Origin of the sequence: Clavibacter sp. CT19 (genome assembly GCF_027858075.1) — a bacterium.
Classification (GTDB): Bacteria; Actinomycetota; Actinomycetes; order Actinomycetales; family Microbacteriaceae; genus Clavibacter; species Clavibacter tessellarius_A.
The window spans coordinates 310,303-336,237 of sequence record NZ_JAQHYR010000003.1 but is presented as its reverse complement, the minus strand read 5'-3'; the positions used below and the strand labels follow the sequence as shown (position 1 = coordinate 336,237).

At 73.4% G+C, this 25,935-nt stretch carries 26 protein-coding genes and 3 tRNA genes; 19 read left to right on the top strand and 10 right to left on the bottom strand.

Annotated elements, in window-relative coordinates:
* Positions 1-3 precede the first annotated feature (3 nt).
* The gene (locus PED38_RS05790; RefSeq protein WP_270980298.1) at positions 4-129 is read right to left on the bottom strand and encodes a hypothetical protein; all 126 of its coding nucleotides are present in this window, start codon (positions 127-129) and stop codon (positions 4-6) included.
* Between the two features lie 262 nt (positions 130-391).
* Here PED38_RS05790 and PED38_RS05785 point away from each other — a divergent pair, with 262 nt between their 5' ends.
* Complete coding sequence (locus PED38_RS05785) at positions 392-1,282, top strand: amidase domain-containing protein (protein ID WP_063072485.1); 891 nt, start codon at positions 392-394, stop codon at positions 1,280-1,282.
* Here the strand turns inward: PED38_RS05785 and PED38_RS05780 are convergent.
* Positions 1,279-1,776, bottom strand: coding sequence for a ribosomal maturation YjgA family protein (locus PED38_RS05780; protein ID WP_063072484.1), 498 nt, complete (start codon positions 1,774-1,776; stop codon positions 1,279-1,281). The genes PED38_RS05785 and PED38_RS05780 overlap by 4 nt on opposite strands.
* 80 nt (positions 1,777-1,856) lie before the next feature.
* The gene (gene pgm, locus PED38_RS05775) at positions 1,857-3,497 is read right to left on the bottom strand and encodes a phosphoglucomutase (alpha-D-glucose-1,6-bisphosphate-dependent) (RefSeq protein WP_270980297.1); all 1,641 of its coding nucleotides are present in this window, start codon (positions 3,495-3,497) and stop codon (positions 1,857-1,859) included.
* A gap of 49 nt (positions 3,498-3,546) precedes the next feature.
* Here pgm and pheA point away from each other — a divergent pair, with 49 nt between their 5' ends.
* From pheA to PED38_RS05720, 11 genes are all read left to right on the top strand, one after another.
* Complete coding sequence (gene pheA, locus PED38_RS05770) at positions 3,547-4,503, top strand: prephenate dehydratase (protein ID WP_063072482.1); 957 nt, start codon at positions 3,547-3,549, stop codon at positions 4,501-4,503.
* Between the two features lie 49 nt (positions 4,504-4,552).
* Positions 4,553-5,833 carry a serine--tRNA ligase gene (gene serS / locus PED38_RS05765; RefSeq protein ID WP_270980296.1) on the top strand — a complete coding sequence of 427 codons (1,281 nt, stop codon included), beginning with the start codon at positions 4,553-4,555 and terminating at the stop codon, positions 5,831-5,833.
* A complete protein-coding gene (locus tag PED38_RS05760; RefSeq protein ID WP_063072480.1) occupies positions 5,830-6,651 on the top strand; it encodes an HAD family hydrolase in 822 nt (273 codons plus the stop codon). The genes serS and PED38_RS05760 overlap by 4 nt, the downstream gene beginning before the upstream one ends.
* Before the next feature lie 170 nt (positions 6,652-6,821).
* Positions 6,822-6,906 (top strand) — tRNA-Ser (locus PED38_RS05755).
* A gap of 16 nt (positions 6,907-6,922) precedes the next feature.
* Positions 6,923-8,185, top strand: a complete 1,263-nt coding sequence (locus tag PED38_RS05750; protein WP_063072479.1) for an LCP family protein — start codon at positions 6,923-6,925, stop codon at positions 8,183-8,185.
* A gap of 97 nt (positions 8,186-8,282) precedes the next feature.
* Positions 8,283-8,374, top strand: a tRNA-Ser gene (locus PED38_RS05745).
* Positions 8,375-8,453: 79 nt separating this feature from the next.
* Positions 8,454-8,999, top strand: coding sequence for a hypothetical protein (locus PED38_RS05740; RefSeq protein WP_063072478.1), 546 nt, complete (start codon positions 8,454-8,456; stop codon positions 8,997-8,999).
* A 64-nt stretch (positions 9,000-9,063) separates the two neighbouring features.
* Positions 9,064-10,149 (top strand): LacI family DNA-binding transcriptional regulator, encoded by a 1,086-nt coding sequence (locus PED38_RS05735; protein ID WP_270980295.1) that lies wholly within the window; start codon positions 9,064-9,066, stop codon positions 10,147-10,149.
* 167 nt (positions 10,150-10,316) lie between these two features.
* Complete coding sequence (locus PED38_RS05730) at positions 10,317-11,015, top strand: ThuA domain-containing protein (RefSeq protein WP_063072476.1); 699 nt, start codon at positions 10,317-10,319, stop codon at positions 11,013-11,015.
* A gap of 17 nt (positions 11,016-11,032) precedes the next feature.
* Complete coding sequence (locus PED38_RS05725; protein WP_270980310.1) at positions 11,033-12,109, top strand: Gfo/Idh/MocA family protein; 1,077 nt, start codon at positions 11,033-11,035, stop codon at positions 12,107-12,109.
* Between the two features lie 91 nt (positions 12,110-12,200).
* Positions 12,201-12,560 (top strand): hypothetical protein, encoded by a 360-nt coding sequence (locus PED38_RS05720; protein ID WP_063072475.1) that lies wholly within the window; start codon positions 12,201-12,203, stop codon positions 12,558-12,560.
* Between the two features lie 109 nt (positions 12,561-12,669).
* Here PED38_RS05720 and PED38_RS05715 read toward each other — a convergent pair whose 3' ends face one another.
* Positions 12,670-14,013, bottom strand: coding sequence for an alpha-amylase family protein (locus PED38_RS05715; protein ID WP_270980294.1), 1,344 nt, complete (start codon positions 14,011-14,013; stop codon positions 12,670-12,672).
* A 188-nt stretch (positions 14,014-14,201) separates the two neighbouring features.
* On the opposite strand from PED38_RS05715, the gene PED38_RS05710 reads away from it, so the two are divergent.
* Positions 14,202-14,274 (top strand) — tRNA-Arg (locus PED38_RS05710).
* Positions 14,275-14,374: 100 nt separating this feature from the next.
* On the opposite strand, the gene PED38_RS05705 is transcribed toward PED38_RS05710, so the two are convergent.
* On the bottom strand, positions 14,375-14,563 hold the full coding sequence (locus tag PED38_RS05705; RefSeq protein ID WP_063072473.1) for a response regulator transcription factor: 189 nt from the start codon (positions 14,561-14,563) through the stop codon (positions 14,375-14,377).
* Positions 14,564-14,643: 80 nt separating this feature from the next.
* Between PED38_RS05705 and PED38_RS05700 the strand changes: the two genes are divergently transcribed.
* The 4 genes from PED38_RS05700 (at position 14,644) to PED38_RS05685 (ending at position 18,141) form a co-directional block, all read left to right on the top strand.
* Positions 14,644-15,567 (top strand): metal-dependent hydrolase, encoded by a 924-nt coding sequence (locus PED38_RS05700; RefSeq protein ID WP_270980293.1) that lies wholly within the window; start codon positions 14,644-14,646, stop codon positions 15,565-15,567.
* Between the two features lie 125 nt (positions 15,568-15,692).
* The gene (locus PED38_RS05695) at positions 15,693-16,211 is read left to right on the top strand and encodes a hypothetical protein (RefSeq protein ID WP_063072471.1); all 519 of its coding nucleotides are present in this window, start codon (positions 15,693-15,695) and stop codon (positions 16,209-16,211) included.
* Between the two features lie 24 nt (positions 16,212-16,235).
* Positions 16,236-17,270: an aldo/keto reductase gene (locus tag PED38_RS05690; protein WP_270980292.1), complete on the top strand. Its 1,035-nt coding sequence runs from the start codon at positions 16,236-16,238 to the stop codon at positions 17,268-17,270.
* Positions 17,271-17,367: 97 nt separating this feature from the next.
* Entirely contained in the window at positions 17,368-18,141 is a 774-nt protein-coding gene (locus PED38_RS05685; RefSeq protein ID WP_063072470.1) for a lysophospholipid acyltransferase family protein, read from the top strand.
* Between the two features lie 303 nt (positions 18,142-18,444).
* Here PED38_RS05685 and panD read toward each other — a convergent pair whose 3' ends face one another.
* On the bottom strand, positions 18,445-18,861 hold the full coding sequence (gene panD / locus PED38_RS05680) for an aspartate 1-decarboxylase (protein WP_270980291.1): 417 nt from the start codon (positions 18,859-18,861) through the stop codon (positions 18,445-18,447).
* A 229-nt stretch (positions 18,862-19,090) separates the two neighbouring features.
* On the opposite strand from panD, the gene PED38_RS05675 reads away from it, so the two are divergent.
* Complete coding sequence (locus PED38_RS05675) at positions 19,091-20,173, top strand: YihY/virulence factor BrkB family protein (protein WP_063072468.1); 1,083 nt, start codon at positions 19,091-19,093, stop codon at positions 20,171-20,173.
* A gap of 54 nt (positions 20,174-20,227) precedes the next feature.
* Here PED38_RS05675 and PED38_RS05670 read toward each other — a convergent pair whose 3' ends face one another.
* Positions 20,228-21,754 (bottom strand): cryptochrome/photolyase family protein, encoded by a 1,527-nt coding sequence (locus tag PED38_RS05670; RefSeq protein ID WP_270980290.1) that lies wholly within the window; start codon positions 21,752-21,754, stop codon positions 20,228-20,230.
* Positions 21,755-21,900: 146 nt separating this feature from the next.
* On the opposite strand from PED38_RS05670, the gene PED38_RS05665 reads away from it, so the two are divergent.
* Positions 21,901-23,295 (top strand): glycosyltransferase family A protein, encoded by a 1,395-nt coding sequence (locus PED38_RS05665; RefSeq protein WP_270980289.1) that lies wholly within the window; start codon positions 21,901-21,903, stop codon positions 23,293-23,295.
* Here PED38_RS05665 and PED38_RS05660 read toward each other — a convergent pair.
* The 3 genes from PED38_RS05660 to upp form a co-directional block, all read right to left on the bottom strand.
* The gene (locus PED38_RS05660; protein WP_254654579.1) at positions 23,292-23,735 is read right to left on the bottom strand and encodes a MarR family winged helix-turn-helix transcriptional regulator; all 444 of its coding nucleotides are present in this window, start codon (positions 23,733-23,735) and stop codon (positions 23,292-23,294) included. The genes PED38_RS05665 and PED38_RS05660 overlap by 4 nt on opposite strands.
* 321 nt (positions 23,736-24,056) lie before the next feature.
* Entirely contained in the window at positions 24,057-24,848 is a 792-nt protein-coding gene (locus tag PED38_RS05655) for a winged helix family transcriptional regulator (protein ID WP_063072465.1), read from the bottom strand.
* Positions 24,849-25,238: 390 nt separating this feature from the next.
* Complete coding sequence (gene upp, locus PED38_RS05650; protein WP_041464689.1) at positions 25,239-25,877, bottom strand: uracil phosphoribosyltransferase; 639 nt, start codon at positions 25,875-25,877, stop codon at positions 25,239-25,241.
* Between the last annotated feature and the right edge of the window lie 58 nt (positions 25,878-25,935).

The following is a 25,935-nucleotide window of genomic DNA, read 5'->3' as shown; positions in this document are numbered from 1 at the left end:
GGATCAGCCGATCACCACGGCGAGCGCCGTGGTGATGGCGATGGCGAGCGCGGCGACGTGCTGGTGCGCGCGTCCGATCCGTCCGCGGTCGTTCCTGGTGCGAGATGGTGCTGAGGTGATGCGTGTCATCGGTGCCTCCTCGGTGGATGTCCTTCGTGGCGGTGCACGCGGCGTCGGTCGCCGCTTCCATGAGGATGGTTCTCGGGGAGTGGAAGGCATCCGATTCTCCACAAGTCGATCGACTGGCCACTCGGGCGTCCTCGCGCCCGGGGCCGCGCGTGCTCCCTCTCGGGCGGCCCTCGTCGCGCCGTCCGGGGGACGCACGGGGTCGCGGGGTACCCTGGTCGCGCCCGGCATCCCGGCGCACCCCTTCTACCTCCCGGAGCAGCTCGTGACCGCCGACATCCGCCGCCGCAGCATCCTCGCCGCCGCGCTCGCGGTCCCCGTGACCGCCGCCCTCGCCGCCTGCACCCGCCAGGAGCCCGAACCGCGCGCCGTTCTCGGCGCCGACGGCCAGCCCGCCGCGTCGGGATCCGCGCCCGCCGTCTCCTCCGTCGAACCGGCCACGCTCTCCGTCTCGGGCGGCCAGACCGTCACGCTCGCCGGCGCCGGCCTCTCCGCCGCGACCGCCGTCATGTTCGCGGGCACAGCGGGCACCGACCTCAAGGTGGCGGGCGACGGATCCGTCACGGTCGTGGCGCCCCGCTCCGCCGACTACGAGGACCGGTCCGCCGAGATCCAGGTCATGGCGGGCGACGCCGCGCTCACGACGGCGACCGCCGCGTACGCCGCGCAGACCCCGGTCGACAAGCAGCTCCAGTACGCGCTCGCGCACTGGGACTCCTACAACCTCAAGGAGTACGGCAACTTCAACCCGTCCGGCGGCGACTGCGTGAACTTCGTGAGCCAGACGCTCATCCAGCGCGGCTGGGAGATGACGACGGAGTGGCACAACCGCGGCGGCGGGTCCGACTGGACCTACCCGTGGATCCACGTGCCCACCTTCGACAAGTGGCTCACCTCGAACGCGTCCACGCTCGGCATCACGCGCCTCGAGCTCGCGGACCGCGACAAGCTGAAGGTCGGCGACATCGTCATCTTCGACTGGAACCGCAACTCCTCGCCCGATCACACCCAGATCGTCTCGGCCATCGAGCCCAAGGCCGGCGGGAACATCGTGAAGATGGTCGGCCACAACCTCGACAACGACTACCGCGACCTCGACGCCGCCATCACCACCGAGCACCCCGGCGCCCAGGTGCACTTCTGGAGCGTGGCCTAGGTCGGGTCGTCGAGCCCGCGGCCGATGCGCAGCAGGCGGTCGACCGCGAGCACCAGCAGCACGCCGAGCGCGTAGGCCCCGAGGTCGACGGGGTCGTACCCGGTGCCGAGCAGCAGTCGGCAGAGGGGCACGTGCAGCGCCCACAGCGCGGGCCACCCGGTGATCTGCAGGAGCTCGATCCCGGTGCACCACACGAGCACGGCGGCGCCGTGCACGACCGTGTCCACGCGGGGGAGCGCCGCGATGAGCGCGAGGTGGAAGGCCGCCGCGTAGAAGATGTCGGGCCACAGCCCGCGGCCGTCGCTGTGGGTGACGACCATGCCGGCGACCACGACGGCGAGCAGCCCTGCGAGCGCCACGACCCGCCGGCGCGCGTGGCCGTCGGGGAGCCGCATGTGCCGGTCGACGACCGGGGTCGCGCCGGCCGCACCGTCGCCGGGGCGCATCGACGGCTCGTCCCAGACGAACGCATCCACATCCCCGGAATGGCGCATTCCCCCAGCGTAGGCATCGTGGATGCGAAGCCTCCCATCGCGGCGGCTGCGCATCGCCCGGTCGATCCCGCGTCGAGCCGCTAGGCGCCGAGCGCCGCGTCGACGATCCGCTTGGCCTCCGCCTGCACCGCGTGCAGGTGGTCGAGGCCCACGAACGACTCGGCGTAGATCTTGTAGACGTCCTCGGTGCCGCTCGGGCGCGCCGCGAACCACGCGTTCCCGGTGATGACCTTGACGCCGCCGACCGCGGCGCCGTTGCCGGGCGCGGTGCTCAGCTTCGCGGTGATCGGGTCGCCCGCGACCTCGGTGGCCGTGATGGCGTCGCCGTCGAGCTTGCCCAGGGTCGCCTTCTGCGCCTTCGTGGCCGCGGCGTCGACGCGCTCGTAGACCGGGTCGCCGAAGCGCTCCGTCAGCTCGCGGTAGAGCACGCTCGGCGTCTTGCCGGTGACCGCCACGATCTCGGCGGCGAGGAGCGCCAGCAGGATCCCGTCCTTGTCCGTGGTCCAGACGGTCCCGTCCATGCGGAGGAAGCTCGCGCCCGCGGACTCCTCGCCGCCGAAGCCGACGGATCCGTCGATGAGGCCGGGCACGAACCACTTGAAGCCGACCGGCACCTCCCAGAGGCGGCGGCCGAGCGACTCGGCCACCCGGTCGATCACGCTGGAGGAGACGAGCGTCTTGCCGATCGCGGCATCCGCGCGCCACTCGGGACGGTGCGCGTACAGGTAGTCGATGGCGACCGCGAGGTAGTGGTTCGGGTTCATGAGCCCGGCGTCCGGCGTGACGATGCCGTGCCGGTCGGCGTCGGCGTCGTTGCCCGTGAGGATGTCGAAGTCGTCCTTGCGCGCGAGCACGCTCGCCATGGCGGAGGAGGAGGACGGGTCCATGCGGATCTTGCCGTCCCAGTCGAGCGTCATGAAGGCCCAGGCGGGATCCACCTCCGGGTTCACGACCTCGAGGTCGAGGCCGTGGCGCTCGCCGATGGCGGCCCAGTACTCGACGGACGCGCCGCCGAGGGGATCCGCGCCGATGCGCACGCCCGCCTTCCGGATGGCCTCCATGTCGATGATGGAGCCGAGGTCGTCCACGTAGTGGCCGAGGAAGTCGTAGCCCTCGATGCGGCCGCGGGCCTCCTCGAGCGGGACGCGCTTCACGTCCACGAGCCCGCCCGCGATGATCGCGTTGGCGCGCGACGCGATCCAGCCGGTGGCGTCGGAGTCCGCCGGGCCGCCGTGCGGCGGGTTGTACTTGAAGCCGCCGTCGGCCGGCGGGTTGTGGCTGGGGGTCACGACGATGCCGTCGGCCACGTCGTCGTCGCCGTGTGCGTCGTCGCGGTTCCAGCGGAGGATCGCGTGCGAGAGGGCGGGGGTCGGGCACCAGGAGTCGCGGGAGTCGGCGAGCACGCGCACGCCGTTGGCGACGAGCACCTCGAGCGCGGTGTCCTCGGCGGGCTTCGAGAGCCCGTGGGTGTCGCGGCCGATGAACAGCGGCCCGGTGATGCCCTGCTCGGCCCGGTACTCCACGATCGCCTGCGTGATCGCGAGGATGTGGTCCTCGTTGAACGCGGTCTTCAGGGAGCTGCCGCGGTGGCCGCTCGTGCCGAACGCCACCTTCTGCTCCGGGTCCTCCACGTCGGGGTGGAGGTCGTGGTACGCCCGGATCAGCTCGTCGAGGTCGACGAGGTCGGACGGGAGGGCGACTGTGCCTGCGCGGTCATGCATGCTCCCATCCTGGCACCGGGGCCCGCCCATTCCCATCTAGGGTGCAGGCATGGCCGAGACCCCGCGACCCGACGAGACCTACAGCTACCTCGGCCCGTCCGGCACCTTCACGGAGGCCGCGCTCATGCAGGTCGAGGCCGCCCGCGGCCGCACCTGGCGCGCGGTCAACAACGCCTCCGAGGCCCTCGCCGACGTGGTGTCCGGCACCTCGGTCGCCGCCATGATCGCCATCGAGAACTCCGTGGAGGGCGGGGTGACGGCCACGCAGGACGCGCTCGCGAACGTCCCGGGCCTCCGGATCCTCAGCGAGCACCTCGTGCCGGTGTCCTTCGACCTCGTGGTGCGGCCGGGCACGGCGCTCGCCGACGTGCGCACCGTGGCCGCCCATCCGGTCGCCTACGGCCAGTGCCGCCGCTTCCTCGAGCGCGAGCTGCCGAGGCACGGGCACGTGCCGGCGACCTCGAACGTCGCGGCGGCCCTGTCCCTGCTGGACGGCGGCACCGCGGACGCGGCTATCGCGCCGCCGCGGATCACGGAGGGCCGGCCGCTCGAGGCGGTCGCCCGCGGCGTCGGCGACAATCCGAATGCGGTCACGCGCTTCGTGCTCGTCGGCCGCGCCACCACGCTGCCGCCGCGCACGGGCGCCGACAAGACGAGCCTCATCGTCGAGCTGCCCGACGACCGCGCCGGATCCCTGCTCGACCTCCTCGAGCAGTTCGCGACCCGCGGCGTGAACCTCACGCTCATCCAGTCGCGGCCCATCGGCGACGAGCTCGGGCGCTACCGCTTCGTCATCGACGCGGAGGGGCACGTGCACGACGAGCGCGTGGCCGACGCCCTGCTCGGGATCCGCCGCTTCAGCCCGCGGGTCACGTTCCTGGGCTCGTATCCGCGGGCCGACGGCGCGCGGAGCAGGTACCGCGCCCGGTACGAGGACGACGTGTTCCTCGAGGCGCGCGACTGGCTGCGGGGCATCCTCTCGGCCGAGCCGGGCGCGGGCGCCTGACCGGTCGACGCGCCCCGACGCGCCCGGGCCGCTTCGTTAGAGTGACGGGGTGATCGATCCGCAGACCCTCCGCGACCATCCCGACCTCGTCATCGCCTCGCAGGAGCTGCGCGGAGCCTCCGTGGAGGTGGTCGACCAGGCGGTCGCCGCCGACTCCGAGCGGCGCCGGGCGATCACGGAGTTCGAGGCCCTGCGCGCCGAGCAGAACGTGCACGGCAAGCTCGTCGCGAAGGCCGACAAGGCCGACAAGCCGCGCCTCATCGCCGAGGTGCAGGAGCTGAAGGCGCGCGTCACGGCGGCGCAGGAGCGCGCGCAGGAGGCCGAGGCCGCGCTCGACGAGGCCATGCGGCGGATCCCGAACATCGTCATCGAGGGCGTGCCCGCCGGCGGCGAGGACGACTGGGCGCTCGTGCGCGAGGTCGGCGAGAGGCCGTCGTTCGACTTCGACCCGCGCGACCACCTGGAGATCGGCGAGATCCTCGACGCCATCGACATGGGACGCGGCGCCAAGGTCTCCGGCGCCCGCTTCCACTTCCTGAAGGGGATCGGCGCGCGGCTCGAGATCGCGCTGATGAACTTCGGCCTGGCGCGCGCGCTCGAGGCCGGCCTCGTGCCGCTCATCACGCCCACGCTCGTGAAGCCCGAGATCATGGCCGGCACCGGCTACCTCGGCGCCCACGCCGACGAGGTCTACCACCTCGACGACGACGACCTCTACCTCACGGGCACGAGCGAGGTGGCGCTCGCCGGGTACCACGCCGACGAGATCCTCGACCTCGCCGCGGGCCCCATCCGCTACGCCGGCTGGTCCACCTGCTACCGCAAGGAGGCGGGCTCCTACGGCAAGGACACCCGCGGCATCATCCGCGTGCACCAGTTCCAGAAGCTCGAGATGTTCAGCTACGTCGACCCGTCCGACGCCGAGGCCGAGCACGAGCGCCTGCTCGCCCTGCAGGAGCGCATGATGCAGGACCTGGGCCTCGCCTACCGCGTCATCGACACGGCGGCGGGCGACCTCGGGTCGAGCGCCGCCCGCAAGTACGACGTCGAGGCGTGGATCCCCACGCAGGACGCCTACCGCGAGCTCACCTCCACCTCGAACTGCACCACCTTCCAGGCCCGACGACTCGGCACGCGCTTCCGCGGCGAGGACGGGCGCACCTCACCCGTCGCCACGCTCAACGGCACGCTCGCCACCACGCGCTGGATCGTCGCGATCCTCGAGACGCACCAGCAGGCGGATGGCTCGGTGCGCGTGCCCGAGGCGCTGCGCCCGTACCTCGGCGGCCTCGAGACGCTGGAGCCCGCCACGGCGAAGGCGGCGCGATGACCCCGCGCGTGGCCGACGCCGACCGCCTCCTCATCGCCCTCGACATCGACGGCACGCTCCTCGGCGAGGACGGCTCGCTCGACGAGCAGGTCATCCGCGAGGTGCGGCGCGTGGAGGAGGTCGGCCACGTCGTCATGCCCTCCACCGGCCGCTCGGTCGCCGACACCCTGCCGATCGTCGACCGGCTCGGCATCCGGCCGGAGTACATGGTCTGCTCCAACGGCGCGATCACCCTCGAGCGCGACGCCGACGTCCCCACCGGGTACAGCCGACGCTTCGTCGAGACGTTCGACCCCGCCGACGTGCTGCAGCGGATCCGCCCCCACCTCGCGAGCGGCCGCTACGCCGTCGAGGACGAGGAGGGCGTGTACCTCTACTCCGGCGGCGACTTCCCGGCCGGCGTGCTCGAGGCCAACGGCCGTCACGTCGAGTTCGAGGAGCTGCTCCACGTGCCCGCGACGCGCGTCGTCGTCATCTCGCCCGGGCACGACGTGGAGGACTTCCAGGGCGTCGTCGAGCGCATGGGCCTGCACCGCGTGAGCTACTCGATCGGCTGGACCGCCTGGCTCGACATCGCGCCCGACGGCGTGAACAAGGCCACGGCCATGGAGCGCGTGCGCGAGCTGCACGGCATCGCCCGCACGCACGTCCTCGCGATGGGCGACGGCCGGAACGACATCGAGATGCTGGAGTGGGCGGGCGCGCACGGCCGCGGGGTCGCGATGGGCCAGGCGCCCGCCGAGGTCATCGCGGTGGCCACCGAGGTCACCGGCCCCATCGCCGAGAACGGCGCGGCGGTGGTCCTCGCCCGTCTCTGACTCCGGTCGCCGCGAGATTCCCCACCTGGGGAGGATTCAGCCCGCTCGGATCCGCGACGTGCGAGAGTGACGCATCCCGCGCGGTCACCCGGCCGCACCCCGCGGGCCGACCGGCCACCGGTAGGATCCTTCACGATCGCCCCATCCGCCCCGCGGGAGGGCGCGCATCGGGAGGGCTGTCCGAGCGGCCGATGGAGCCAGTCTTGAAAACTGGTGGGCAGAGATGTCTCGTGGGTTCGAATCCCACGCCCTCCGCCCGGAGAGGACCCGCATGAGCGACGCGCCCCTGCGCCCCCGTCGATCCGAGACGCCGCCGGTCATCGCCCGCCACGGCCGGCTGCGCAAGTCCTCGGCGGCGCGGACGCTGCTGATCGGCACGGCCATGACGCTCGTGGTGCTGGTCGCGAGCGGACTCTCGGTCGCCACCATCGCCCTCTGGGAGCTCGACAAGTCCGTGCAGGCCAACACCGTCGACATCAGCGACGGCACCGAGCAGACCACGGTGGGCGTCGGCGCCCTCGACGGCGGCTTCAACATGCTGCTCGCCGGATCCGACACCCGCCAGGGCCAGGGCGACGGCTACGGCAAGACCGACGGCGCGCTCAACGACGTGAACATGGTGCTGCACGTCTCCGCGGACCACTCGCAGGCCACCGTCGTCAGCCTCCCGCGCGACCTGATCGTGCCCATCCCCGCATGCCAGCGCAGCGACGGATCCGGCACCACCTCGCCCCTGTCCGCCGCGCCCCTCAACTCCGCGCTCTCCGACGGCGGCCTGCCGTGCGTCGCGAAGACCGTCGCGCAGTTCACGGGTCTCGACATCCCGTACGCGGCGCTCATCGAGTTCAACGGCGTCATCGAGATGTCCAACGCCGTGGGCGGCGTGCCCGTCTGCTTGGCGAGCCCGCTCAAGGACAAGCGGACCGACCTCGACCTCCCGGCCGGCGTGACCCCGCTGAAGGGCAAGGAGGCGCTCCAGTTCCTCCGCACGCGCCACGCGGTGGGCGACCAGAGCGACCTCGCCCGCATCAGCAACCAGCAGGTGTTCCTGTCGTCGCTCGTGCGCACGATGCGGCAGTCCAGCACGCTCTCGGATCCCACGCGCGTCTACGGCCTCGCCAAGGCGGCGGTCGACAACATGCAGCGCTCCACGTCGCTCGACTACCAGACGATGGCGTCCATGGCGCTGGCCCTCAAGGACATCCCGCTCGACCAGGTGCACTTCGTGCAGTACCCGGGCACGACCTCGGGCACGGGCGTCTACGCCGGCAAGGTCCAGCCGCTGAAGACGGACGGCGACGAGCTCATGCAGCTCCTCAGGACGGACGCGCCGTTCCAGGTCAAGGCGGGCAACACGGGGCTCGGCGCGGTCGCGGAGCAGCCCGCGGCATCGACACCGGCACCGGCCCCGTCGGCGAGCGCGCCCGCTGCAGGCGGCGGATCCGCGCCCGCGCCCTCCGGCCCCACCGTGCTGCCCGAGGCGATCACGGGCACCGACGCAGGCACGGTCACGTGCTCGAAGGCGTCCAGGTGACCCCGACGCGCGCGCGGAGGTCGACGGATCCCGCCGACCGCCCGGGACGCGGGATGTGAGCACGGCCCCGCGTCCGGTACAGTGGACGGGTACGTCTGGAGACGTCGCATAGTTCGGCCTAGTGCACCACCCTGCTAAGGTGGAGTACCCGTATGGGTACCGTGGGTTCAAATCCCACCGTCTCCGCCACTTCTCTCCCTCCCCGTCTCGGCCTCGTGCGCCATGCGCCCCGGGGGTCGGGCGCATCCGGAACCGATACCATCCTCGGATGGACCGCCAGACGCTCGACCAGCTGACGACGGGCCGTTCTCGGCGCGACGTGCAGGCCATCCGCGACGCGCTCTCCGCGCTGTCTCCCGGGGACCTCGTCCGCGTCGTCATCCGCTCGCCTCGGTACGGCCTCTACGTCGTCGACGGCGAGGTGCGCACCGGGGCGAACGGTCAGATGTCCGTCGCGGACACCGCGCTCGGCGCCGCGGGCGAGATCCAGGGCATCTCCGTGAGGGCCGAGGACGCGAGCGCGAGCGCGCCGGCCCTGCCCTCGTCGGTGTCGGGCCTCGCCCACGGGACCGCGGTCCGCGTGACGTTCGACGAGCCCGCCTACGGCGCGTTCCAGGTCACGGGTCCGCTCACCGCGGGCGACGACGCGTTCCTGCTCGTCGGCAACTGGATCGTGGTGGACGGCGATCGGTTCGCTCCCCGGGTCGTCGGCATCGAGGTGCTGGCCGATGTCGAGGTGCATCCGGCGAACGTCCCGCCGAAGCGCCCGTCGGCCGAGGACCCGGCCGTGCCGGTGCCGGGCCTCACCGCCTAGCCTCGCGAGGACCCGGCCGGTCGCGGCCTCGTCGTCGAGGGCCGGTCGGCCTAGCATCACCCCCATGAGCGACACGTTTCCCGATGCGACGCGGGCGCCGGACCCCGATCACGGCTCCGGCACCACCCTCGGCCTCATCGCGCGCGAGGCGAACGTGTCCATCGGCACGGTCAGCAAGGTGCTCAACGGGCGCAAGGGGATCTCGCCCGCGACCCGGGCGCGCGTCGAGGAGCTCATGGAGCGGCACGGCTACAGCCGCCGCGGGGCCGAGCGGCCGCACGGCGCGCTGATCGAGATCGTGCTCGAGGTCGTCGACACGGGCTTCTCGGTCGACCTGCTGCGCGGCGTCTCCGCCGTCGCGCGCGAGCACGCGCTGAGCGTCATCGTCACGGAGCACGGGCGCGACACCGCCCTCGACGGCGACTGGATGGCGGGAGTGATGCAGCGCCGCCCGATGGGTCTCGTTCTCGTGTTCTCCGACCTCGCGCCCGCGCAGAAGCGGCAGCTGCGGAGCCGAGGCATCCCGTTCGTGGTGGTGGATCCCGCGGGGTCGCCGGCCGCGGACGTGCCGGCCGTCGGATCCACCAACTGGGAGGGCGGCCACGCCGCGGGGGAGCACCTGCTGGGGCTCGGGCACCGGCGGATCGGCGCGATCAGCGGCCCGCCGCACCGGCTCTACTCCCGCGCCCGCATGTCCGGCTTCCGCAGCGCGCTCGAGGCGGCCGGATCCGGGGTCTCGCTCGTGGAGGTCGAGGGCGACTTCGGGCGCACCGCCGGGCACCGCGCGGGCGGCGAGCTGCTCGACGCCGCCGACCGTCCCACCGCGATCTTCGCGGGCAACGACGAGCAGGCGCTCGGGCTGTACGAGGCGGCGCGGGAGCGCGGGATCCGGATCCCCGACGACCTCTCCGTGCTCGGCTACGACGACCTCCCGTTCGCCCGCATCGTCTCGCCCGCGCTCAGCACGGTGCGCCAGCCGGTGCGCGAGATGGCGGAGGCGGCGGCGCGCATGGTGCTGCGGATCCGCGAGGGCCGGAGCGACGAGCCCACCCGGCTCGACCTCGCGACCGCGCTCGTGGTGCGCGCCAGCACCGCGGCGCCCGCGGGCGGGAGCGCGATCGCGGGCGCCACGGTGTCGCCCCGCGAGTGAAACGTTTCGGATCCCCCGCGCGCTGCTTGCCGGCCCTGACCGCCGGTGCGTAGCGTTCGAGGGGCGCCGGCAGTCGCCCGGCCGCGCCCGACGAAGGAGTCGCAGATGCAGATCCCCCGCACGTCCGTCCGCCCGCATCCGGGTCGCCCGACCGGGACGGCCCGCTCGTGACCGTCGCCCGGAAGGCGCTCGTCGTCCGCGGCGGCTGGGACGGCCACATGCCCGTGGAGACCACGGGCCTGTTCATCCCGTTCCTCGAGGAGAGCGGCTTCGAGGTCCGCGTCGAGGAGGGCTCGGCCGTCTACGCCGACGCCGATGTCATGGCCGCGACCGACCTCATCGTGCAGGCCAACACCATGACCACGATCGAGCCCGAGGAGATGGCCGGCCTCCGCGCCGCCGTCATCGCGGGCACCGGCATGGCCGGCTGGCACGGCGGCATCGCCGACTCGTACCGGAACACCGCCGACTACCTGCACATGATCGGCGGCCAGTTCGCCCATCACGCGGGCAAGGACCCGGCCGAGCGCACGGGCGAGCAGTCCGACAACTACATCCCGTACACGGTCGAGATGACCGAGCTCGGGCGCACGCACGAGATCACCCAGGGGATCGCCGACTTCGATCTCGTGACCGAGCAGTACTGGGTGCTGAGCGACGAGTACAACGACGTGCTCGCGACCACCACGCAGACCGTGCGGCCGTGGGATCCGTGGCACCGGCCGGTGACCGCACCCGCGATCTGGACCCGCCAGTGGGGCGAGGGCCGCATCTTCGTCTCGGCTCCCGGCCACCGCATCGAGGTCGTCGAGGACCCGAACGTCCGCACCATCATCGAGAGGGGCCTCCTGTGGGCGGCACGCTGAACCACGACGACGACGCGATGACCCTCGGGATCATCGGCGTCGGGAAGATCAGCGAGCAGTACTTCGCGGCGTTCGAGTCCCTGCCGGGCGTGCGCCTGGTCGCCGTCGCCGACCTCGACCTCGAGCGGGCGCGCACGGTCGCCGAGGCGCAGGGCGTGGACGCGCTGAGCGTCGACGACCTCATCGCCGACCCGCGGATCCAGGCCGTGCTCAACCTCACGATCCCCGCCGCGCACGCCGAGGTCGACCTCCGCGTGCTCGAGGCGGGCAAGCACGTCTACGGCGAGAAGCCGCTCGCGCTGAGCCCCGCCGAGGCCGAGCCGATCCTCCGGCTCGCCGCGGAGAAGGGCCTCCGCGTCGGATCCGCCCCCGACACCGTGCTCGGCACCGGGATCCAGACGGCCCGCCAGGTGCTCGACGCCGGCACCATCGGGAAGCCCGTCGCCGCCAACGCCTTCTGGGGCGCGCCCGGCCACGAGCTCTGGCATCCGGCCCCCGCCTTCTACTACCAGCCGGGCGCCGGGCCGCTCTTCGACATGGGGCCGTACTACCTCACGGCGCTCGTGACGCTGCTCGGGCCCGTCGTCCGCGTGCAGGGCGCGTCGCTCCGCTCCGACCGGGTGCGGTCCGCCGCGTCCGACCCGGAGGCGCGCGCGATCCCCGTCACCGTCGACACCCACGTGAGCGCCGTGCTCACGCACGCGTCGGGTGCCGTCTCCACGGTCACCATGAGCTTCGACATCTGGGCCACGCGGATCCCGAACATCGAGGTGTACGGCACCGCCGGCACGCTCTCGGTGCCGGACCCGAACCACTTCTCCGGGAGGGTGCAGGTCGCCACGTCCGCGGACCGGGAGTGGACGGACGTCGAGCCGAGCGCGGGCTTCGTCGACGCGGGCCGGGGATGCGGCCTCGCGGAGATGGCCGACGCCATCCGTCGGGGCGTTCCGCATCGGGCGTCGGGGGAGCTCGCGTTCCACGTGCTGGAGGTCATGGACGCGATCCTCGACCCCGCCGCGACGGGCGCGATCCGCAGCACCGTGGAGCGTCCGGAGGCCGTCCCGCTGGGCCAGCCGGGGCGCTCGGGGGCCTGATCCGGGGTCGTGCGCGAACAGGTAGTGGGCAGCCTTCCACAACCCTCGGATCGGACCGTTCCTGGGAGCCCGGGGCTACTAGCCTGACGCCGTGACCCGCCACTTCTCGCAGTTCCTCTTCGCGCCGTACGGCGATGGACAGGGTCTGCGCGCCGTGGACGAGCACGAGGTCGACGAGGCGCTGCACCCCACCGTCGGCACCGGCGGCGCGTCCGAGGAGTCGCCGGCGACCGACGCCACGTCCCCGGAGGCGTGGCCTCCGCTGACGGCCGTGGAGTGGCCGCTCACGCACCGCCCGTTCGACGACGACGACGAGCCCGAGATCGCCGACGGGCACTTCGCGGCGGCGGACGAGGATCCGGACGCCGAGGCCGTCGAGGAGGCCGCGGCCTACGCCGCGCGGGCCGCCCTCCTCGCCGAGGTCTACGGCTGGCCGCACCGGGCCGTCTGAGCGGTCCGGCCGTCTGGCCGGTTCGGCTGTCCGGCCGGTCCGCTGATCTGGCCGGACCGGCCCCCGCCTGCGAGGGGGCGGCGTCGCGTGCCCGGGACGTCCCGGCGCGTCAGGCGCCCGCCAGCACCGCCCACGCGTGCGCGGGCACGCGGCCGTCGCCGTCCACCTCGCCCGCCTCGACCGCGGCGGTCCCGCCCGGGACGGCGATCGGCTCGTCGCCGAGGTTGAGCACGAGGCGCAGGGCGTCGGGTGCTCCCGGAGCGACGCCGCCCGCCGCGCCGGAGAGCGACGGCCGCAGCGTGACGGTGAGCGCGGTGTTGGTCAGGTCGGAGGTCCGGAGGCCCGCGTCCACGAGCCAGGCGTGCCGGCGACGGAGGCCGACGAGCCGCTGGTGCAGGCTGCGGATCCGGGCGGCGTCCGGATCGTCCGCATCGGCCGGCAGCTCGTCGGGTGCCGCCGGGTACGCGGGTCGCACGGCGTCGTCGCCGCCCGCGCGGTCCTCCTTCACGCCCGTCAGTCCGCGCTCGTCGCCCGCGTAGATCGACGGGATGCCGGGGAGGAGGAGCAGGAGGGCGATCGCGTGGCCCAGGTGGCGCGGATCCACCGCCGAGGCGATGCGCGTGACGTCGTGGTTGCCGACGAAGGTCTGCGGCGTGAAGGACGGCAGCAGCTCGGAGTGCCGCGTCAGGGTCCAGTCGAGCTCGAAGAGGTTCCGCTCGGCGATGGAGCTGCGGATGGACTTCCAGAGCTCGTAGGCCGTGATGGAGTCGATGGTCGACTCGGCGGCGTACCCGGCGTAGTCGCCGTGGATCATCTCGCCGACGAACCAGGCGTCCGGGTGGCGTTCGCGCACGCGCGGCAGCACCGCCGCCCAGAACGAGGCGGGCACGGCGTACGCGGCGTCGAGCCGCCAGCCGGCGATGCCGCGGTCGAGCCAGTGGACCATCACCTCGGCGACGTGCGCGCGCACGGCCTCGGAGCCGTGGTCGAGCGTGACGAGGGCGCCGTGGCCCTCGAAGCCGACGGGCTCGCCGGCCTCGTCCCAGCGGAACCAGGACGCCGCCTCGGATCCGGGCCCGTCGGCCAGCGCCTGCACGAAGCGCGGGTGGCTGTGGCCCACGTGGTTGAAGACGCCGTCGAGGAGCACGCGCACGCCGCGCTCCGAGGCGTCGGCGAGCAGCGCGTCGAGGTCGGCGTCGTCGCCGAGCCGCGGGTCGACCCGCAGGTGATCGCGCGTGTCGTATCCGTGCGTCTCGGAGTCGAACACCGGACCGAGCAGCAGGCCGTCGGCGCCGAGGTCGACGAGGTAGGGGAGCCAGGCGCGGAGGCGCTCGAGGCGGTGCGCGGGTGCGGCGTCGACGCCGTCGGCGAGGTCGTCGCGGGTCTGCGGCGCACCCGTGAAGCCGAGCGGGTAGACGTGCCACCACACGACGTGATCGGTCCAGGATGCCAAGGGTCGCTCCTCGCGGTTCGGGTCGATCCAGCCTAATCAGCGGGCGCCGGGGCGACCGCCGGAGGGCCGGGGCCGGACATCGCCTCGCCTCGGACCGCGTCCGGCCGCCCGATTCGCGGGGCGGCCCGCGAGCATGTAGTCTGTCTCCCGGCCTGATCGCCGCTCGCGGGGATCATCGCCGTACGACTGCGCCCGTAGCTCAACGGATAGAGCATCTGACTACGGATCAGAAGGTTGGGGGTTCGAATCCCTCCGGGCGCACAGCACCTCCGGGTGCGCATCTCTGGTTGAGACAGAATGGAACGGCCCGCCTCGTGCGGGCCGTTCTCGTCTCCCGGGTGCCTCGCCCCGGTCCCGCAGCTCAGCGGGTCGACCCGAGCGGCTCCACCACGCGGTTCTCGTACGCCCGGATCGTGGCGTGCTGGCGGTCGCGCACGTGGAGCTCGTCCAGCGTGGGGCTCACGTGCGTCTTCACCGTCGTCGGCGCGAGGAACAGCCGGCCCGCGATCTCGGCGTTCGAGAGGCCGCGCTCCATGAGGGTGCTGTGCACGGCACCTCGGAGTGCCGCGCACGGGCGTGTCCGTGGTCGCGGGCTCTGCGAGGATCGGGGGACACCGACCCGGGAGCCCCATGACCTCCACCTCCGACAGCGCCGCCGCGCCCGCCGCCTCCCTGCCGCCGACGCGCGTGACGTACCCGGCGGGATCCACCTCCTCCACGGGCACCGTCCTCCGCGTCGACCGCCGCGCTGACGGCACGCTCGCCGTCGTGCTCGACGCGACCGCGTGCCACCCGGTCGACTCCGCCTGGCCCGACCAGCCCGCCGACCGCGCCGTGCTCCGCGTGCGGGGCGCCGGGATCGAGGTGCTCGACTGCGTCGTGGGCGCGGCGTCCACGGATCCGGGGGAGGGCGTCGCCGCGCTCCACGTCGGCGCCGAGGTGCCCGTCAAGAAGGGCGCCGACGGCTGGTCCTTCGTCGCGGTGCACCTCGTCCCGGGCGACGCCGACGTCCGGGAGGGCGACGCGGCCGAGGTCGCGGTGGATCCCGAGCACCGCCGGGCGCTCAGCGCCGGCCACACGGGCTGCCACCTCGCCTCCCTCGCCCTCGACCGCGCGCTCGCCGACGCCTGGACCAAGGAGGTCCCGACGGACGCGCTGGGCGCGCCCGGCTTCGACGCGCTCGCGATCGACACGTCCCGCATCGGCCCGTGGTCGTCGATCGACACCTACCGCCTCGGGAAGTCGCTGCGGAAGAAGGGGTTCCCGACGGCCGCGCTCGTCGAGCACCTCGACGAGGTGCGGGAGCGGGTCGACGCCACGCTCGCGGCCTGGGTCGCGTCCGCTGCACCCGCGCGGATCGAGCGCGAGGGCGACCTGCTCACCTCCCGCCGCTCGTGGGTGTGCGAGCTGCAGGACGGCACCGCGCGCATCCCGTGCGGCGGCACGCACCTCGACGGCCTCGCCGCGCTCGCCTCCGTCACGGTCGAGCTGGAGGCCGAGGAGGCCGACGGCGCGGTCGTCGTGCGGATGCGCACCGCCTGCGTCCCGGCTTGACGCGCACGGGTCGGGGTGCTGCGGTATCCCCGCACCTCCCGTGTCGGGTACCGTTGACAGGCGCCGTCCGGCCGACCGGCATCCTCGGTCCGGCGACGGCGCGGTGATGGAAAGCGGTATCGAACGTGGCAGCAACCCCCGCGACGAAGTGCTCGGTCTGCGGCAAGGCGAACCCCGTCGGCATGGCCACGGGCAACATCCTCGACCACGGTCGGAACCACGAGCGCTGCCCGGGCTCCGGCAAGCCGCCGGCCGTCTCGACCAAGCCCGCCTCGGCGGCCGCGAAGTCGGGCACCGCCCCGTCGCGCAAGCCCGCGAGCGAGGCCGCCAAGCGCGAGCCCAGCCGCAAGACCACGCCGGCCAAGGCCGCCGGCCCCACGCGCGGCGTCACCGTCCGCCGCGTCGAGGTCGACACCGAGCGCCTGCGCCTCCGCGAGGAGAAGCTCGAGCGGATCCGTGTGCAGCGCGAAGAGGCGGCCCGCCGTCGCCTCGGCGACTACATCGTGCCGCTCGACGCCGACGGGCAGGAGGCCCCCGAGGCCGACATCACGTTGGAGACCATGGACGACGAGGCCGAGGCCACGGTCGAGCCCGGCGCCTCCACGGAGTCCGATGTCGCCCCCGCCCCGGACGGTCGCCCCTGACGCCTCGCGCGTAGCGTGGCGCTCATGACAGAGCAGTCCACGGAGCAGCCCACCACCCACCTCGGACGCACCGGCGTGGAGGTCTCGCGCCTCTGCCTCGGCACCATGATGTTCGGCGCCTGGGGCGAGACCGACCACGAGAAGTCCATCCGCGTGATCCACCGCGCCATCGACGCCGGCATCACCTTCATCGACACCGCCGACATCTACGCGTACGGCGAGTCGGAGGAGATCGTCGGCAAGGCCATCGCGCAGTCCGGCCGCCGCGACGACCTCATCCTCGCCACCAAGTTCTTCAACGGCATGAAGCCCGAGGCGAACTTCCGCGGCGGCTCGCGCCGCTGGATCATGCGCGCTGTCGAGGACTCCCTGCGCCGCCTCGGCACGGACCACATCGACCTCTACCAGATGCACCGGCCGGACGAGCACACGGACATCGAGGAGACCCTCGGCGCCCTCACCGACCTCGTCACGCAGGGCAAGGTGCGCTACATCGGCTCCTCCACGTTCCAGCCCAGCCAGGTCGTGGAGGCCCAGTGGGTCGCGCGCGAGCGCGGCACCGCGCGCTTCGTCACGGAGCAGCCGCCGTACTCGCTCCTCACCCGCGGCATCGAGGCGGACCTCCTCCCCACCACCCAGCGCCACGGCATGGGCACGCTCGTCTGGTCGCCGCTCGCCGGCGGCTGGCTCTCCGGCAAGTACCGCAAGGGCCAGGACATCCCGAAGACGCACCGCAACGACCGCGACCCGTCGCGCTACGACCCGTCCGACCCGAAGTTCGCCGCCGCCGACCAGCTGGGCGCCCTCGCCGACGAGCTCGGCGTGCCGCTCGTGCACCTCGCGCTCGCGTTCGTGCTGCGGCACCCGGCGGTCTCCAGCGCGATCATCGGCCCGCGCACCCTGGAGCAGCTCGAGTCGCAGCTCGACGCGGCGAACCTGGAGCTCGACGCGGCGACGCTGGACCGCATCGACGAGATCGTCCCGCCCGGGCAGAACGTGAACCCGGCCGACACCGGCTTCTCCAACTACTGGCTGGATCCCGCCAAGCGCCGCCGCTGACGACGGGCGCCGATCGGGCGCGCATCGGGGGCCGGCGGTCGATCCGCCGAGCGTCGGCCCCCGGCGTCCGTCGATCCCGTCCCCGTAGGGTCGACGCATGAGCCGCCTCCCCCGCGAGCCCGTCTACGGGACCGCTGTGATCCTGGGCCGCGCGCTCTTCGGATCCCTCCGCCTCCGCCTGGTCGCCGAGGGCCGCGAGAGCATCCCGGACACCGGCGGCGCCGTCATCGCGATGACCCACTTCGGCTACCTGGAGTTCGCCCTCGTCGAGTGGGCGACCTGGCTGCACCACCGCCGGCGGATCCGCTTCCTGGCGAAGAAGGGCGCGTTCGACCAGCCCGGGGTCGGCTGGGTCCTGCGGCGGATGCGCCACATCAGCGTCGACATGGGCGCGGGCGCCGCCGCCTACGCGGACGCCGTCCGGGCCCTGCGCTCGGGCGAGCTCGTCGGCGTCTTCCCCGAGGCGGGGGTCAGCGCATCCTTCCGCGTGCGGGAGCTGAAGACCGGGGCCGCGCGCCTCGCCGCGGAGGCCGGCGTGCCGGTGATCCCCGTCGCCGTCTGGGGCGGGCACCGGCTGCTGACCAAGAACCGGCGCATCCGGCTGCGCGACCGCGTCGGCGTCCCCGTCCACGTGCGCGTGGGGGAGCCGATCGCCGTGGCGCCCGACGCGGACCCGCGCCAGGTCACCGACGCCCTCCGCGTCGAGCTCCAGTCGCTGGTCGACGCGCTGCAGGACGCGTATCCCGTCGACGGGCGCGGCGCCTGGTGGCAGCCGCGGCACCGGGGCGGGGCGGCGCCGACACCCGAGGAGGCGGCGGCGGCCGACGCGGAGCGCGACGAGCGGCGGCGACGGCGCGCCGAAGGGCGCTGAGCGGAGCGGCGGCACGGCTGAGGGCGCGGGGACGCGCATGCGTCCATCCCGGCGGGAGAGATGAGACCGGCCCGGACCTTCGAGGCCCGGGCCGGTCTGCGCACGAGGACGTCTGTTACCCGCAGACGAACCGGCTGGTGCGGTACCGCTCACCCGAAGAGCCGTACCGGATGCCTACACGGTAGCCCGGCATCCTGGGATCACCCCCGGGTATGCGGGAATGTGCCCCGGACTGGGGGTCCCGACCTGTGTCCGTCGTTTGGGGGACCCGATACAGTGCGTGACCCGATCGATCGGCCCGGGTCACACCGGCTCGGCCAGCGGGGACCGCTCGAGGTCCGGCGCGGGAGGCGCGGTGGGGTCCGCGTCCACCAGCCGGATGCGGTTCGCCGCGTCCACGTGCACCACGCGCGGCTCGAGGGCGCGCGCCTCGGTGGTGTCCATCTGGCCGTACGCGATGAGGATCACGACGTCGCCCACGTCCACGAGGTGCGCGGCCGCGCCGTTGATGCCGAGCACGCCGCTCCCGCGCTCGCCGGCGATCGTGTACGTGTCGAGGCGGGCGCCGTTGGTGACGTCGACGATGCTGACGCGCTCGCCCACGAGGATGTCGGCGGCGTCGAGCAGGTCGCGGTCGACCGTGACCGAGCCGACGTAGTGGAGGTCGGCGTGCGTCACCGTGGCGCGGTGGATCTTCGCGGTCATCATGGTGCGCAGCATGCGTGCTCCTCGGCGGGCGGTTCCGTGCGCGCGGAGGCGGAGCACGGTGATCGCACGAGGCGATCACGAGGGGCAACGCGCGGCGTCCGGCGGATGTTCCGGCGGGTGCCGGATCCCGGAGCGCGAGGCCCCCGGGCGAGTGTACGAGACCCCGGCGGGCTATGCGCTCCCGCCCCGGCGGGCCACTCTGGGACAGGGGACCCGACCCGCACACCACACGGAGGCACCAGTGGCACGACACGACACCGCCGGCACGATCGACGACCGGCCCGACGAGGAGGACGCGCGCAAGCCCGACTCCCCGACGGAGATCGAGAAGCCGTCCTGGAAGTACGTGCTCCGCAAGACCATGCGCGAGTTCGGATCCGACCAGTGCACCGACATCGCGGCGTCGCTGACCTACTACGCGGTGCTCTCGCTGTTCCCGGCGCTCATCGCGATCATCTCGCTGCTCGGGGTGTTCGGGCAGGGGCAGCAGACCGTCGACGCCGTCACCGACGTGATCCAGCCCATCGCGCCGAGCGCGGTGGAGCTGCTCGCGCCCATCATCCAGGGCTTCGTCGACTCGCCGGCCGCCGGCTTCGCCCTCGTCTCCGGCATCGTGCTCGCCGTCTGGTCGGCCTCCGGCTACGTCGGCGCGTTCAGCCGGGCGATGAACCGCATCTATGAGATCCCCGAGGGCCGACCGTTCCTCACGCTCAAGCCCACCCAGCTCGCCGTCACGGTCATCGGCATCGTGATCCTGCTGGTGTGCGCCCTCATCATCGCGATCTCCGGCCCCGTCACCGAGGCCATCGGCGCGGCGCTCGGCCTCGGCCCGACCGTGCAGATCGTGTGGTCCATCGCCAAGTGGCCGGTGCTCGCGTTCGCGATCGTGCTGCTCATCGCGATCCTCTACTACGCCACCCCGAACGCGAAGCAGCCGAGGTTCCGCTGGATGAGCATGGGCGCGGCCATCGCGCTCGTCGTCCTGGTGCTCGCGAGCGTCGGCTTCGCGTTCTACGTCACGAACTTCTCCAGCTACGCGAAGAACTACGGCGCGCTCGCCGGTGTCGTCGTCTTCCTGCTCTGGCTCTGGATCGCGAACCTCGCGCTGCTGTTCGGCGCCGAGTTCGACGCGGAGCTCGAGCGGGGCCGCCAGCTCCAGGCCGGGATCGCGGCCGAGGAGACCATCCAGCTGCCGCCGCGCGACACGAAGGTCAGCGACAAGAAGGCGGCAGCCGAGCGCGAGGACGTGAAGCGGGGCCGCGGGATCCGCGAGCGGCACGAGCGCGAGGAGCGCCTCGGGCACCGCGAGGGTGACGACGCCTGAGCGGATGCGCCCGGCCGGGCCCGCGTGGAACGATCGCCGCGCGGGCCCGTGGCGTCAGCGGTCCTTGACCTCGTCGTAGGCCGCCAGCGCGCGGCGCCGCGACTCCTTCAGGTCGACGATGGGCGACGGGTAGGCCGCGAGCCCGCCCTCGACGCTCGCGTCGGCGTCGTCCTCCGCGCTCGCGACCAGGTCGCCCATCGCCTTCCACGGCTCGTGCACGACGTCGCGCGGCGCGTGCGCCAGCTCCGGCACGTAGGAGCGGATGTACTCGCCCGACGGGTCGAACTTCTGCCCCTGCAGCACCGGGTTGAACACGCGGAAGTAGGGCGCGGCGTCCGCACCGGATCCCGCCACCCACTGCCAGCTCGCCGCGTTGTTCGCGGAGTCCGCGTCGACGAGCGTGTCCCAGAACCACTGCTCGCCGTGGCGCCAGTCGATCAGCAGGTTCTTGATGAGGAACGAGGCGACGACCATCCGCACCCGGTTGTGCAGGTGCCCGTCCTTCCAGAGCGCGCGCATGCCGGCGTCCACCAGCGGCACGCCCGTCTCGCCGCGCTGCCACGCGCCGAGGGTGTCGTCGCTCGGCTCGGCCCACGGGAACGCGTCGAAGCGCGGCGTGAAGTTCCGGGTCGCGAGGTCGGGCTGGTGGTACAGCAGGTGGTAGCTGAACTCCCGCCAGCCGAGCTCGGAGAGGAACTTGGTCGCGTTGACCTCGTCGCCGCCGACCTTCTTCCCGCGCGTCAGCTGGATCCGGTGCCACACCTGGAACGGGCTCACCTCGCCCCAGCGCAGGTACGCGGAGAGCCGCGAGGTCGTCATCGCGGCGGGCTCGTCGCGCTGGGCGGCGTAGTCCTCCAGCTCGTGGTGCACGAAGTCCTCGAGGCGCTGGAGACCGGCGGCCTCGCCCGGGTCGCACGCCTCCCGGAGGCCGGCGGCCCAGTCCGGCTTCGTGGGCAGCAACTCCCAGTCGTCGAGGCCGTCCGAGCGGGGCGCCTTCCGCGGCGCGTCGAGCTCGTGTGGCGCGGGGAACGGCCTCCGCGGCTCCTCCCGCTCCTGCACGGTCTTCCAGAACGGCGAGTAGACGCGGAACGGCTCGCCCTGCTTGTTCGCGATCGTCCACGGCTCCACGAGCAGCGATCCCTGGAAGCTGCGCACGTCGAGCCCGCGGTCGCCGAGGCGCTTCTTGATCGCCGTGTCGAGGGCGATCTCCGCTCCGCCGTAGCGCCGGTTCCACAGCACCGCACCCGCGCCGAGCTCCTCCACGAGGTCGTCGAGGATCTCCGAGGCCGCGCCGCGCCGCAGCACGAGCGGCGATCCGAGCTCCCGCAGCGACTCCCCGAGGCGCGACAGGCTCATGTGCAGCCACCAGCGGGCGGCACCGCCGAGCGGGCGGATCCCGTCGCTCTCCTCGTCGAGCACGTACAGCACCACGATCGGCTCGCCGCGCTCGACGGCCGCGTGGAGCGCGGGGTTGTCGGCCACGCGCAGGTCGTCGCGCAGCCACACGACGGTCGGTCCGGGGGCTCCGGCGGCGTCCTCCCGGGCGTCGGATCCGCGGTCGGGGGCGTCGTCGTCGCTCATGCGTCGAGCCTAGGACGGTGTCGCGGCGCGCGACCCGGGCGACGTCGCTGCGCGGACCGGGCCGGGCGGCACGTAACATTGCACACGGCAGTGCGCGTCCGTCCGGGTCCGACCGCCGACACGGATCCATCGTCGTGGAGAGGCCCATGGACAACGACAGCACCGCCCTGCCCCCGCCCGCACAGCCCCGGATCGGCCGCACCGCGCCGGTCTCGGCGGTCATGGTCGCAGGCGACGCCGGCGCCACCATCGCGCGCTCGCTCGCCTCGATCCTCGCCCAGAGCGTCCCGCCCGAGCGCGTCTTCGTCGTGGTCGCGGGCAGCCGGGACGACACGTTCGCGGTGGCGCGCACGTTTAACGGGCGCCACGCGCACCGGGTCCCGGGCCCGGGACCGTCGAGCACGACCGTGACGGTGATCGACCGCGGCCCGCGCGAGGACTCCCTCCGCTCCGCCTACGACTTCGCCCTGCGGCTCGTCGGCGATGACGCGTCCGTCCTCCTCGTGTCGCCCGACGCCGAGCTGGATCCGGGCGTGCTCGAGCTCCTCGCCGCCGCCCTCGACCGCGAGCCGCGGGTGACGACCGCATCCGCCCGACTCGATCCGCGTCCGACCGGGCGCGGCGGCCCCCTCGCGGCCGGCCTCCGGCTCCTGCAGCGCCACTGGGCGATGGGCGCGGTCGAGACGGGCACCGACCTCGGCCTCGCGGGTCCCGTGCCGCTCGCGCCCGCCACGCTCCTGCGGCTCCCCGCCGGCGACGCGGCCGCGACGGATCCGCGCCCCTCGGCCGACGGCATCGTCACCGCGCTCCTCGCGGGCGCGGACCGCACGATCCTGGTGCCCGGGGCGACGGCCCGCGTGGACACGGCCGTGAGCTGGGCCACGCTCCGGGTCCGGCGCGACAGGTGGAGCGCGAGCGTCGGACGCCTCACGCGCTCCGCCGCCGGCATCGATGCGGGGGATCGCCGCCGGGCGCGCCTCGCCGTGCTCCGCATCGGCGTCGGGCCCGTCCTGCGCGTCCTGTCCTACGGCCTGGCGCTGCTCTACCTGGCCGCGGCGTCGCTCGAGGGCACCCTGCAGCCGGCCTGGTGGTGGGCGCTGCCCCTCCTCGTGCGGCTGCCCCTGCACATCCGGACCCTCCGCAAGATCCGCGAGCGGACCCTCGCGGACGTCGTGTTCGGTGCCACCTACGTCCCGCTGGAGCTGGGCGAGTCCGCGTACGGCGTCTCCCGGATCCGGGACGGGCTCCGCCGCCTGACGCCGCGCGGCGGACGGCGGCCGACGCCCGGCTCCGTCGCGACGCCGTGGGGTGCCGTCGACGCCGTCGCCGCGATCGTGGTCGCCGCGCTCGTCGTGGTCGTCCTGGCTCTCGCCGCGATGGACGGGCCCGCGGGGGACGCCGCGACGACCCTGGTCGGCTGGGCCGCGGTGGTCGTCACGTCCGTCGACACGGCGATGGCGCTCCTGCGCCTCCTCGTCGCCCGGGGCGGCCCCTTCGCGCGGTCCGACGACGCGGTCGGCCGCGGCCGGTCGGCGCGCTAGAACTCGGCGACGCCGCCGCGGAGCTTGTCGGTGAGGGTCCGCAGCGTCTCGAGCTCGTCGGCGCTGAGCGCTCCGCCGACCGTCGCGGCGATCGACTCCATGTGCACGCGCGCGACCGCCCGGAACGCGGCGTCCCCGGCGTCCGTGAGCCGCACGATGGTGGCGCGCCCGTCGCTCTCGTCGCCGCACTTGACGACGAGGCCGCGCGACACGAGCCGGTCGATGAGGCGGCTGACGCTCGGCTGCGTGAGGAGCACGTGCTGGTTGAGGTCGCGCAGCCGCAGGCGGCCCTCCGGCTGGCGCGAGATGTTGAAGAGCACGTCGTACTCGTTGAACGAGAGGTCGCGGCTGGGGAACTCGGCCGAGAGGCGGCGCATCACGCTGACCTGGGCGCGGAAGAGCGACTCCCAGGCCCGCACGGCGTCCGCGGTCTCGCCCACCAGGCCTCCTCGTCGGTGCGCGCCCGCGTGACGACCGGGGAGCGCTCTCGATCGGAAGTCTAGTGAGGGCGAGATGGCGTGATGCCCGGCGGCGACTCGCCCCGGACATGACTGAGGGCCGACCCCAGAGGCATGGGGCCGGCCCTCTCCCTTGCACCAGGAGTGTCCTGCGATCACATTCCGTCTCCACCGCCACAGCAAACGGTGGGGACGAGAAGACTGTATAACGATCCCGTAACGCTGCGCTACCCGATGGGGGCCCTGCGCGCTGGGAGTCCGCCGACAGCTCCGCAAGGAGGGCCTGGGCGGGGCGGCTCCGCGTCAGAAGAGGTCGGGCGACGCGGTGCTCGTGTGGTGCACGGCGACGTCCGCGTGGCGGTCGAAACGGTACCCCGCGCCGCGCACGGTGCGGACGATCTCCTCGTAGCGGCCGAGCTTCGAGCGGAGGCGGCGGATGTGGACGTCGATGGTGCGCTCGTTCGGCACGTCGTCCTCGTCGCCGGTCGACCACAGCGACGCGATGAGCTCCGACCGCTCGATGGTGCGGCCCTCGCGGAGGACGAGGTACTGCAGCAGCTCGAACTCCTTGTAGGTGAGGGGCGCGACCTCCTCGTCCAGGACGACGCGCTTGCGGGAGAGGTCGACGACCACGCCGCTCGTGGCGCGCTCCTCCTCGTCCGGCTGCTCGCGGTGCTGGGCGACGGCCGCGGGATCTTGCAGGGCGAGGCGCACCACGTCGAGGTCACGGCCTCCGGCGCCCTCGGGGGCGAGGGCGACAGCGGCGTGCGTCTCGATGCCGGGGGCCAGCTCCGCGGCGAGGCGCTTGAGCGCGGCGACGACGGTGCCGAGGTCGGTGCCCGCGGATGCCGCCTTCAGTTCATCGAGGCCGACGTAGAGGGCGAAGCCGCGGGCCTCGGTGCCCTCGGGCACGGCGCGGAGGCGGGCCGGACGGGCGGCGGGGGCGGCCGTCGGCACGGCGGTGGGAGCCGCGGGAGCCGGCGCCGGCTGCGGACGCCGGACGGACGGCGCCAGCGGGGCGGCCGCCCGGAGGACGGGTGCGGTGGGAGCGGAGCGGAGGAGGGTGCGGGCGGGGTCGATGGTCGCGAGCGACATGGCGGTGTCCTTGTGATGATGCGGGTGCGGCGCAGCAGGGGTGCGCGGGACCACGGGGAGTGCGAGACGCCTCAGGGGGCGGATGCGCCGGTGACGGCGGGGAGGGCCGGCGACGGACTCGTCGCAGGACCGCTCAGGCGAAGGGGGCGGGTCAGGCCGACATTCGACAGGACATCGCGACACGGCCGGGCATCATCATGCCGGCGACTCCCGAGGCCTCGGAGGAGGTCAGGACGTGCGCGTTCAGAGTCATGGGGAGAGCATGCACGGATCCGTGCGCCCGTGTCAACAGCGGTGGCCGGAATCGTGCGGGACGCGCAGGAATCGTGCGTGGACGCGCGACGGCGCCCGTCCCCGAGGGGGCGGGCGCCGTCGCACGCGTGATGCGGGTCAGTGCGCGGCGGTGCCGTACAGGCGGTCGCCCGCGTCGCCGAGCCCGGGGATGATGTAGCCGACCTCGTCGAGCTTCTCGTCGAGGGCGCCCAGCACGATGGTGACCTCGCGGCCCGCGGTGGCCTCCTCGACGGCCTTCAGTCCCTCGGGAGCGGCGATGAGGCAGATGCACGTGACGTCGACGGCGCCGCGGTCGAAGAGGTACTCGATCGCCGCGATGAGGGAGCCACCCGTGGCGAGCATCGGGTCGACGACGAAGCACTGGCGGTTCGAGAGGTCGGTGGGGAGGCGCTCGGCGTAGATGTCCGGCTGCAGCGTCTCCTCGTTGCGGACCATGCCGAGGAAGCCGACCTCGGCGCTCGGCATGAGGCGCATCAGGCCGTCGAGCATGCCGAGGCCCGCGCGGAGGATGGGGACCACGAGCGGCTTCGGGTCGCTGAGCGTGAGGCCCTCGGCGGGTGCGACCGGGGTCTGCACCGTGATGGTCTCGACGCGCACGTCGCGGGTGGCCTCGTACGCGAGGAGGGTGACGAGCTCGTCGGCGAGGCTCCGGAACACGGGGGAGGGTGTGGTGCGGTCCCGCAGCGCCGTCAGCTTGTGCGTGATGAGCGGGTGGTCGGCTACGTGGACTCGCATAGGCTCCATTCAATCAGCAAGGGGGAACGCGATTGGACCTCCACGTGCCCGGCGACTT

Excerpts from the sequence above, each read along its gene's own strand:
- PED38_RS05670 (WP_270980290.1), bottom strand. The coding sequence starts at position 21,754 with ATGAGCGACGACGACGCCCCCGACCGCGGATCCGACGCCCGGGAGGAC.
- PED38_RS05725 (WP_270980310.1), top strand. The coding sequence starts at position 11,033 with ATGACCCTCGGGATCATCGGCGTCGGGAAGATCAGCGAGCAGTACTTC.
- PED38_RS05700 (WP_270980293.1), top strand. The coding sequence starts at position 14,644 with ATGACCTCCACCTCCGACAGCGCCGCCGCGCCCGCCGCCTCCCTGCCG.
- panD (WP_270980291.1), bottom strand. The coding sequence starts at position 18,861 with ATGCTGCGCACCATGATGACCGCGAAGATCCACCGCGCCACGGTGACG.
- pgm (WP_270980297.1), bottom strand. The coding sequence starts at position 3,497 with ATGCATGACCGCGCAGGCACAGTCGCCCTCCCGTCCGACCTCGTCGAC.
- PED38_RS05665 (WP_270980289.1), top strand. The coding sequence starts at position 21,901 with ATGGACAACGACAGCACCGCCCTGCCCCCGCCCGCACAGCCCCGGATC.
- upp (WP_041464689.1), bottom strand. The coding sequence starts at position 25,877 with ATGCGAGTCCACGTAGCCGACCACCCGCTCATCACGCACAAGCTGACG.
- PED38_RS05690 (WP_270980292.1), top strand. The coding sequence starts at position 16,236 with ATGACAGAGCAGTCCACGGAGCAGCCCACCACCCACCTCGGACGCACC.
- PED38_RS05655 (WP_063072465.1), bottom strand. The coding sequence starts at position 24,848 with ATGTCGCTCGCGACCATCGACCCCGCCCGCACCCTCCTCCGCTCCGCT.
- pheA (WP_063072482.1), top strand. The coding sequence starts at position 3,547 with ATGGCCGAGACCCCGCGACCCGACGAGACCTACAGCTACCTCGGCCCG.
- PED38_RS05790 (WP_270980298.1), bottom strand. The coding sequence starts at position 129 with ATGACACGCATCACCTCAGCACCATCTCGCACCAGGAACGACCGCGGA.
- PED38_RS05735 (WP_270980295.1), top strand. The coding sequence starts at position 9,064 with ATGAGCGACACGTTTCCCGATGCGACGCGGGCGCCGGACCCCGATCAC.
- PED38_RS05760 (WP_063072480.1), top strand. The coding sequence starts at position 5,830 with ATGACCCCGCGCGTGGCCGACGCCGACCGCCTCCTCATCGCCCTCGAC.
- PED38_RS05780 (WP_063072484.1), bottom strand. The coding sequence starts at position 1,776 with ATGCGCCATTCCGGGGATGTGGATGCGTTCGTCTGGGACGAGCCGTCG.
- PED38_RS05685 (WP_063072470.1), top strand. The coding sequence starts at position 17,368 with ATGAGCCGCCTCCCCCGCGAGCCCGTCTACGGGACCGCTGTGATCCTG.
- PED38_RS05740 (WP_063072478.1), top strand. The coding sequence starts at position 8,454 with ATGGACCGCCAGACGCTCGACCAGCTGACGACGGGCCGTTCTCGGCGC.
- PED38_RS05750 (WP_063072479.1), top strand. The coding sequence starts at position 6,923 with ATGAGCGACGCGCCCCTGCGCCCCCGTCGATCCGAGACGCCGCCGGTC.